At 44.9% G+C, this 8121-nt stretch carries 11 protein-coding genes; 3 read left to right on the top strand and 8 right to left on the bottom strand.

Annotated features, from left to right (window positions below; genetic code table 11):
• A partial coding sequence (locus IM509_RS08115; protein WP_272079378.1) for a DUF2887 domain-containing protein occupies positions 1–107 on the bottom strand: 107 nt, incomplete at its 3' end.
• Positions 108–312: 205 nt separating this feature from the next.
• Positions 313–1764: an Asp-tRNA(Asn)/Glu-tRNA(Gln) amidotransferase subunit GatA gene (gatA, locus tag IM509_RS08110; RefSeq protein WP_072927305.1), complete on the bottom strand. Its 1452-nt coding sequence runs from the start codon at positions 1762–1764 to the stop codon at positions 313–315.
• Between the two features lie 136 nt (positions 1765–1900).
• On the opposite strand from gatA, the gene IM509_RS08105 reads away from it, so the two are divergent.
• The 3 genes from IM509_RS08105 to hetL all read left to right on the top strand — a co-directional run bounded on the left by IM509_RS08105 (position 1901) and on the right by hetL (position 4186).
• Complete coding sequence (locus IM509_RS08105; RefSeq protein ID WP_052278060.1) at positions 1901–2911, top strand: DUF6398 domain-containing protein; 1011 nt, start codon at positions 1901–1903, stop codon at positions 2909–2911.
• 197 nt (positions 2912–3108) lie between these two features.
• On the top strand, positions 3109–3471 hold the full coding sequence (locus IM509_RS08100; protein WP_002784230.1) for an ArsR/SmtB family transcription factor: 363 nt from the start codon (positions 3109–3111) through the stop codon (positions 3469–3471).
• Between the two features lie 52 nt (positions 3472–3523).
• Complete coding sequence (gene hetL, locus IM509_RS08095) at positions 3524–4186, top strand: heterocyst differentiation pentapeptide repeat protein HetL (protein ID WP_052278059.1); 663 nt, start codon at positions 3524–3526, stop codon at positions 4184–4186.
• Between the two features lie 205 nt (positions 4187–4391).
• Here the strand turns inward: hetL and IM509_RS08090 are convergent, their stop codons facing one another.
• The 6 genes from IM509_RS08090 to IM509_RS08065 form a co-directional block, all read right to left on the bottom strand.
• Positions 4392–4553, bottom strand: coding sequence for a hypothetical protein (locus tag IM509_RS08090; RefSeq protein WP_158499383.1), 162 nt, complete (start codon positions 4551–4553; stop codon positions 4392–4394).
• On the bottom strand, positions 4522–4659 hold the full coding sequence (locus tag IM509_RS08085; RefSeq protein ID WP_002739211.1) for a photosystem II reaction center protein K: 138 nt from the start codon (positions 4657–4659) through the stop codon (positions 4522–4524). The genes IM509_RS08090 and IM509_RS08085 overlap by 32 nt, the downstream gene beginning before the upstream one ends.
• A gap of 50 nt (positions 4660–4709) precedes the next feature.
• A complete protein-coding gene (gene tgt / locus IM509_RS08080; RefSeq protein ID WP_052278058.1) occupies positions 4710–5834 on the bottom strand; it encodes a tRNA guanosine(34) transglycosylase Tgt in 1125 nt (374 codons plus the stop codon).
• Between the two features lie 220 nt (positions 5835–6054).
• Positions 6055–6516 carry a hypothetical protein gene (locus tag IM509_RS08075; protein ID WP_052278566.1) on the bottom strand — a complete coding sequence of 154 codons (462 nt, stop codon included), beginning with the start codon at positions 6514–6516 and terminating at the stop codon, positions 6055–6057.
• Between the two features lie 213 nt (positions 6517–6729).
• Positions 6730–7368, bottom strand: coding sequence for an ATP-dependent Clp endopeptidase proteolytic subunit ClpP (clpP, locus tag IM509_RS08070; RefSeq protein ID WP_223210338.1), 639 nt, complete (start codon positions 7366–7368; stop codon positions 6730–6732).
• Between the two features lie 504 nt (positions 7369–7872).
• Positions 7873–8121 (bottom strand): transposase (locus IM509_RS08065; protein WP_287716776.1); only part of this gene is annotated, 249 nt, incomplete at its 5' end.

The following is an 8121-nucleotide window of genomic DNA, read 5'->3' as shown; positions in this document are numbered from 1 at the left end:
GAGGAGAATTGATAAGAATTGGCGATTTCGGGGGGAAGGTTCAACAAATCAAAGAAACAAGCGGGAAATCTTTGTAAGAGTTGATAGAAAATACTGTCAGTTTTCACGCAATTAAACTCAAAAAGAGGCCTCTAGTTTAGCAGCAGTTTTTTATTGTGTTCTTCTGGAAGCTCCTGTTTTTGAGCAATTGGGATGACAAAGTAAAAGCTTTTTCGGTAACTTGTCCCCAATTAAAAGAAAGCTTGAGAGATTTTCAGGGTTGCTGATTTTTACTTGATGGCTACCAGCAAAAGATAGCCACCAGCAATTGTATCAATTTGTAAAAGATGGTTGACGTTTGTGCCAATCGGTGGCCTGTTCGTAGGCGTGGGCGACGTGAAATAATTGATCTTCACGCAGCACATTACCGACTAATTGTAAACCAATTGGCAAACCTTGCCCATCAAAACCGCAGGGAAGACTTAACCCAGGTAAACCGGCTAAATTGACGGGAATAGTCATTAAATCCGATAAATACATACTCAGAGGATCCGCCGTTTTTTCCCCGGCTTTAAAAGCTGTGGTCGGTGAAGTGGGAGAAACTAACACATCTACCGATTGAAAAGCTCGATCGAAATCCTCTTTGATCAAAGTCCTCACCTTTTGTGCTTTGAGGTAATAAGCATCATAATAACCCGCCGAGAGGGTGTAGGTTCCCAACATAATCCGGCGCTTGACTTCCGCACCAAAACCCTGAGCGCGAGTCTTAGTGTACATATCAATCAAACTATCGGCATCTTCCCGAATACCGTATTTAACCCCATCGTAACGGGCTAAATTCGCCGATGCTTCCGAGGGGGCGATAATGTAGTAGGTGGGCAATCCGTAACGGAAACGGGGACAGGAAATCTCTTTAATTGTGGCACCGAGGGCCTTTAACTGCTCTAAAGCTTGATTAACTGCCTCGGCAACCACCTGATCCAAACCTTCCCCGAAAGTTTCCTTAATTACGCCAATTTTTAGCCCTTTTAAACTGGTTTTCAGGAATTGGCTATAGTCGGGAATCGGCAGATTGAGACTGGTAGAATCTTGGGGATCGTAACCTGCGATCGCTTGTAATAAAATCGCCGCATCTTCTACGGTACGACCAAAGGGACCAATCTGATCGAGAGAAGAAGCGTAAGCCACCAAACCAAAGCGAGAAACCAAGCCATAGGTCGGTTTTAGCCCAACAACGCCACAAAACGAAGCCGGTTGACGAATTGAGCCACCGGTATCCGAGCCTAGGGCGACCACGCATTCTTGAGCGGCCACAGCCGCAGCCGAACCCCCCGAAGAGCCTCCCGGCACCCGGGATAAGTCCCAAGGATTAGCAGTAACTTGATAACCGGAGTTTTCTGTGGAACTCCCCATGGCAAACTCGTCTAAATTGGTTTTACCGACGATAACTGCCCCTAAATCCCGTAATTTTTGGGTAACGGTGGACTCGTAGGGGGGGACAAAATTCTCTAAAATCCGAGAAGCGCAGGTGGTGGGGATACCCTTGGTGCAGAGATTATCTTTTAATGCGATGGGAATACCTGCCAAGGGATGCAGAGATTCACCTCTGGCGATTTTCTCGTCCACTTTTTGGGCTTGTGCGAGGGCTAAATCCGGGGTTAAATGGAGAAAGCTTTTTACTTGTGGTTCGATCACTTGAATACGAGCGAGAAATTCTGTGGCGATTTCGACGGCTGTTTTTTCTTTATTGACGAGTTGTTGATGCAGTTGACGAATCGAAGTCATGTTCAGTTACCGGTTACAACCACCGTCAGGAGCAAGCAACAACCCCAGACAGCAAAGACTATTTTAGCGTCAGTTTGGCTGTCGGTCAGCTAATCTCCTAAAATTAAGGGAAAGCCTGGGAGGAAAACCTACAGTTATGACTTTTAATATCCGACAATTAGATAATTTAGACTACGATGAAGCCGAACCCTTATTAGAAGATTATATTACTGGAGCGATCGAAGAATATATCAATTCGCCAGAGGGAGAAGCCTATTATCAAGAAAAACAAGAAGGTTGTGGTTGGATTGCTACCTTTGTCGAGTTGGGCTATCTCTATGAAGGTTATACCCTGGCTACCATGACTAAGGCAGATGTGCAGATCTTAATGGAGAAGATTTTACCACGCAAAATTACTGTCCTCGATCCGACGGAAACCGAAGATGCTATCCCTGAATTAATTAGTTTTTGGCAATTTTTGGGACGAGAATATAAATTAACTCAGGCTAAGGCTATTATTAAATATTTAGAGCAATTAGGAGATCGCTTTGGTCAACTGATGAACAATCCCAGCAGTGGCGGTTTTATGAAAAATCTCCTGTTACAAGCGCATCAGCAGGGTTTTGATATCACCAGTCAGGAGGGTTTAACAGCTTTTCAAGAAACATATAATGCTGAACAACGCGCCAAACAGCAAGCGGCAGCAACATCGAAAAAAACGCCCCCAGCTGTTCCTAAATCGGAAAATGTTCCCAAGGCAATGCAGGCCAAATATCAAGAAATTACCGCTATTACCGATAAATTTGCCGCTCAATATCTTAATGAAGAATACGCCCAACTTATTCGCCAATTAACCGCAACTTTAGCTCGTAAGCGTCCCTCTCCCCTAGAAAAAGGTAAGGCTAATTCCTGGGCTGCCGGCATTACTCACGCCCTAGGAATGGTCAATTTTCTCTTCGATCCTACTCAAAATCCCCACATTTCGGCCACAGAACTTTATCAGGCTTTTGGGGTTGCCCAAAGTACAGGACAAGCTAAATCAAAACAAGTGAGAGATTTACTGAAGATGTCCTATCTTGACTCAGAATGGGCTTTACCAAGCAATTTAGAGAACCATCCTAGCACTACTGTCCGGAACTTAATCACTACCATGCTCGGTGATAGTTAGGGTTTGCGATAAAAAGTCTGTTGGTGGAGTTAGACGGCACTCTTGCAGCAGTAGATTCCTGAATAACCCAATCTCGATCGAGTTTGCCGACTAGACTCTAGTTACCTTTCCAGTTAAACTATAGTAGTCAATAGTTATAAAGTTTTAAACGATCACCTATTGTCAGCCTTTTTAACTGGTCACTTTATTACCTACCCATGTTAGACAGTTTCTCCCCCCAAACCTCTAGCCTCGTCCTCGCTTCGGTGGCGGACTATTTCAAAGTCCTGTCGGAAGTCAGTCGCCTACAGATTCTCAGTTGCTTGCAATTAGGCGCGATGAATGGTAAAGAAATCGCTGAAGCGACCGGACTAGGTCAGGCTAATCTCTCCAAACACCTGAAAGCTTTAACCCAAGCGGGAATTATCTCGCGACAACCCCAAGGAGTCAGCGTTTACTATCAAATTACCGACCCTGTGATCTATGATCTCTGTCAGGTGGTTTGCGATCGCATTAGTCAGCAAATGCGTCAACGGGCCAGAGAATTCGAGAGTCTGCCAGCTTTCCATCTCCCTAAATAAAAATCACCAAATCCTTGACATTTTGCCTCAATTATGATAAGGAAAAATTTCCATGCTCGTAGAAGAACTTTGTCAACGTTATCGGGAGGGAGAAAGAGATTTTGGGGGGATTAATTTGCGGGAAGGCGACTTAACTAATATTTCCCTCCCAGGAGTCAATTTTTGCCGTGCAGATTTGCGACAGGCCCGGTTAGGAAAAATACGCCTCGCGCGATCGATGCTGAGAGAAGCGGATTTAAGTGAGGCGATTCTCTGGGGAGCAGATTTAAGTCAAGTGGACTTTTATCGAGCTTGTTTACGAGATGCGGACTTAAGCGGGGCTAATCTGATCGAAGCCAATTTAGAAGCCACTTATTTAACCAAAGCCGTCTTAAACGGTGTTAATCTCAACAGTGCTAATCTCCAGCAGGCCCTATTAATCGATGCCGATTTTCGCTCCACTTCCGACCAACGCACGGACTTAGGCAAAACTAACTTTTGCGGAGCCGATCTCAACTATGCTAATCTGAGCGGCTCCCTGTTATATCGAGCTAATTTGGCTAATTGCCGACTTTGCCGGGTTAATTTTCGTGCTAGTCCCGAAAGAGACGGATTTATCACCGATCTCACCGGGGCCAGTTTCCGGGGTGCGGATCTCAGTTATGCTGATTTGCGCGGGGCAATTTTAGAAGATGTGGACTTAACTGGTGCTGATTTAACCGGGACTTTGTTTTAATCTGGGAAGCTTTTTCAGTAATCAGTAAACAGTAATCAGTAAACAGTGAAAAGACAGCAGTGTTAATGTCATTTCGTACTCCTCACTTAATACCACTCACTTAAAACTCAAATCTGATAACAAAGGCCGAATCTCAGACCTAATTGGTTAAGCTAAAAGCTTTGATGTGCTTAGTTTCTAACCTTCTTTTTAGGTAGGAGAATTGTCAGATTCTGTCTTTTGCCTCTTGCCTCTTGCCTCTTGCTTTCAGAAGCTGATAACTGCTCACTGATAACTGATAACTGCTCACTGATAACTGATAACTGCTCACTGATAACTGATAATTAAGGGTCGATTTATTTAAAACCGACGGATGCTTGCCAAACAAAGGCCAGCAAGAGGAAAAATAGGGGAATCAGGGGCAAGACATCGACTAGGGGGTCGAAAATTTGGTATGCTTCTGGCAATTTGGCGAACAAAAGTGCAGTTTCCATCTCTCTATCTACCTTGACAAGAAAATTTTCAAACGTTTCCTGAAATTTTATCACGTTGGGGTAACATCTACGGCATCCTCAAGCCAAGGGGCAAAATCTTGGGCAAAAGTCCCCCCTAGGATAGATTGACGAATTTCACGGGTAAATCTGATTAATTCGGCGATATTGTGCAGAGATAAGAGAATATAACCCAACATCTCCCCCGATTTAATTAAATGATTCAGATAGGCACGGCTAAAGTGTTGACAGGTGTAACAGGGACAAGTCTCGTCTAAAGGGGCGAAATCTTCCTTAAAACGGGCATTTTTGAGGTTCCAACGCTCTCCCCGCACCAAAGCCGTGCCATGGCGACCAAAACGGGTGGGAATGACGCAATCAAACAGATCTATGCCACTAGCGATCGCCTTGGCCATTTCTCGATAGGTTCCCACTCCCATCAGGTAACGGGGTTTATTTTCGGGGAGTAAGGGGGCAGTTATCTGGACAATGCGATGAATTAGGCTCGTTTCTTCCCCCACACTCACGCCCCCGATAGCATAACCAGGCAAATCGAGTTTTACTAAAGATTCCGCCGCCGCTGCCCGTAAATCCTCATAAATTCCCCCTTGTACTATGGCGAATAAAGCCTGTTCTTGAGGTCGTTGATGGGCCGTCAGACAGCGCTCTAACCAGCGATAGGTGCGTTCTATGGATGCTTTCATGGTCTCATGACTGACTCCCGTGGGGGGACATTCATCGAAGGCCATAATCACATCAGCACCGAGGGCATTTTGAATCTGAATCGATTTTTCCGGCGTAATTTCGATTATTCTACCGTCCCGAGGCGATCGAAAGGTGACTCCCGACTCTTTAATTTGCCGGAGTTGACTAAGGCTAAATACCTGAAATCCACCCGAATCTGTTAATATTGGCTGGTTCCACGCCATAAACTCGTGTAAACCTCCCGCTTTCTCGATGATACTTTCTCCCGGCTGCAGATGCAGGTGATAGGTATTAGCGAGAATCATTTGCGCTCCCGTGCTGGCGATTTGAGCGGGGGTCAAACCTTTCACCGTGGCCAAAGTTCCCACGGGCATAAAACGGGGTGTTTCTACCGGTCCGTGGGGAGTATGCCAAACCCCAACCCGCGCACCAGTTTGGGGACACTGGCCGATTAATTCAAAGGAAAATCCCACTGTTTCAGTTATCAGTTATCAGTTATCAGTTATCAGTTATCAGTTATCAGTTATCAGTTATCAGTTATCAGCTTCTGAAGGCAAGAGGTAAAAGACAGAATCTGGCAATTCTCCTACCTAAAAAGAAGGTTAGAAACTAAGCACATCAAAGCTTTTAGCTTAACCAATTAGGTTTTAGATTCGGCCCTTGTTATTAGTAACCAGTATTTCTGCTCACTGCCTAAAAGGGGCAATCGTTGTCGTCTTCGTCTTCAAACTGCACATCCCACTTAGCGGAGAGTACCTGAGTAACCATGGCTTCGAGGGTATCAGCATTGAGACGGGCTTTCATATCGGGGTCTTGCAGTGGATTACTCAGGGGAATCAGCCGTAATTGCCGATTGTCTTGGACCAGATCAAAATAGGTTTCACCGTCGGGAGAGCGGGTTAAACGCAGATAATCGAAGCTATAGGTATTCAGATAAAGACTGTAGTTAGCGACTAGGGTGCTTTGCTGATAATCGGCGAAAACTTCCACTATCCATCCCTCCCCTTCACTCTGAATCACCCCATCGAGACTATGGATGTAGCGAACTCGTCCGATATCATCGAGGAGACGACGCATATCTTCTTTAGCGATGACCACGCCAGAATCAATAATACAGGGGGCGGGCAGGGGCTGTGAGGGCGGATGATAGTTCATAGGGATTGCCAGTAAAAAAATTTCCGTTAATAACCCACCGGGTGTTTCTACCGATTCCTGTTGCAATTTTTTTCGGGTTACGTCTCGATCTTAACCCAATCCGCTAGAACTTTTCACTGTTACTTAAGATTAATAACGATGATCGATGATTAATTTCTGCTTACTAAATATTTACAAAAATTTGGGTAGACAGGGCCTACCCGATCATGATTATTACTGGGGAGGGTTGGAAGCGGAAGGACTGCGATCGATCACTTGATCGATTAAACCATAGTCTAGAGCCTCTTCGGCGGACATAAAGAAATCCCTTTCCGTATCCTCGGCGATGAGGTCGAGAGGTTTACCGGTATGACTAGCTAGGTGTTGATTGAGTAATTGTTTGAGATAGAGAATTTCTTTGGCCTGAATTTCGATATCGGTGGCCTGACCTTGGGCGCCGCCGAGGGGTTGGTGAATCATGATCCGCGAGTTGGGTAGGCTCATTCTTTTGCCCGGTTTGCCGGCACTGAGGAGAAAAGCCCCCATACTGGCGGCTAAACCAATACAAATGGTGCTGACATCGGGACGGATTTGATTCATGGTGTCAAAAATCCCTAATCCAGCCGAAACGGAACCCCCAGGGGAGTTGATATACAAGTAAATATCTTTTTCGGGGTCTTCTGCTTCTAGAAAGAGTAATTGGGCGACAATTAGGTTAGCCAGGTCGCTGGTTACTTCTTGTCCCAAAAAGACGATTCTTTCCCGGAGTAGTCGGGAGTAGATATCGAAGGCGCGTTCGCCCCGGCCTGTGGTTTCAATAACGGTAGGAATCATTGCGCTTTCTTGTCTTGCTGCTGCGGTTGGTTTTTTGATTGTAACTTAGGGAATGAGGGATAGGGATTAGGGGAATTGGGAAATATTTTCAGTGAACAGTGAACAGTAGTCAGTAATCAGTCAACTGAAAACTCACATCTGATAACTCTCCAGAAACTTAACTCAGGCTGAGGAAGCCTCAACCAGTTGAAAGCCAAGGGATTGCGCCTTTTTCGAGAGATTGTTGATGACCCGTTGACGATAAGTACCTAGGCAAAATTATTTACACATGACGATCATTGCCCCGTAAGGGTTTTAGCTCGATCGGGCAGGTAATTAATTTTGCATGACTACTTACTGTTGTTCGTAATCATCTGCTCCCAGATCTTGATAGGATTGTTTGGTCGTCCACAGATGATAAAACCTACATTCCGCACTTCAGTTTGTAACATAAAAAGTTACAAACAAGGGCAAAGAGTAACTAAGTATAAATACTCAAAAATTCCTCAACCAAAGCGTGAGATAATGAAAAAACTATGGCTCTTCGTTACTCTTTATGCTAAATCAACAGACAAGATGCCAAGACAACATACTTCTAACCCAAAAATTCCGAAAGTTTCTCAAGCCATAGCCTCGCCGTTTTATTAGTTTAAGTTTATTGTTGATTCCCTCGACCACCCCATTCGTTGTCCTTTGCTCGAAATAACTAATTATTTCTCCAAACCAGTTTCGGATTGTTTGACAACTCTTGGTAAAAACACTGGAGGATTTTGCCAACCATTCCGAGATGGATAGCAGTCCTTCTGTCGGATT

Source organism: Microcystis sp. M31BS1 (assembly GCF_020245285.1).
GTDB classification, from domain to species: domain Bacteria; phylum Cyanobacteriota; class Cyanobacteriia; order Cyanobacteriales; family Microcystaceae; genus Microcystis; species Microcystis panniformis.
The sequence above is the reverse complement of the archived record's forward strand: the minus strand, read 5'-3'. Positions and strand labels throughout refer to the sequence as shown.

What these genes read in the sequence shown, in the direction of transcription:
- gatA (WP_072927305.1), bottom strand. Translation starts at nt 1,764, where the DNA reads ATGACTTCGATTCGTCAACTGCATCAACAACTCGTCAATAAAGAAAAA.
- IM509_RS08105 (WP_052278060.1), top strand. Translation starts at nt 1,901, where the DNA reads ATGACTTTTAATATCCGACAATTAGATAATTTAGACTACGATGAAGCC.
- IM509_RS08100 (WP_002784230.1), top strand. Translation starts at nt 3,109, where the DNA reads ATGTTAGACAGTTTCTCCCCCCAAACCTCTAGCCTCGTCCTCGCTTCG.
- hetL (WP_052278059.1), top strand. Translation starts at nt 3,524, where the DNA reads ATGCTCGTAGAAGAACTTTGTCAACGTTATCGGGAGGGAGAAAGAGAT.
- IM509_RS08085 (WP_002739211.1), bottom strand. Translation starts at nt 4,659, where the DNA reads ATGGAAACTGCACTTTTGTTCGCCAAATTGCCAGAAGCATACCAAATT.
- IM509_RS08075 (WP_052278566.1), bottom strand. Translation starts at nt 6,516, where the DNA reads ATGAACTATCATCCGCCCTCACAGCCCCTGCCCGCCCCCTGTATTATT.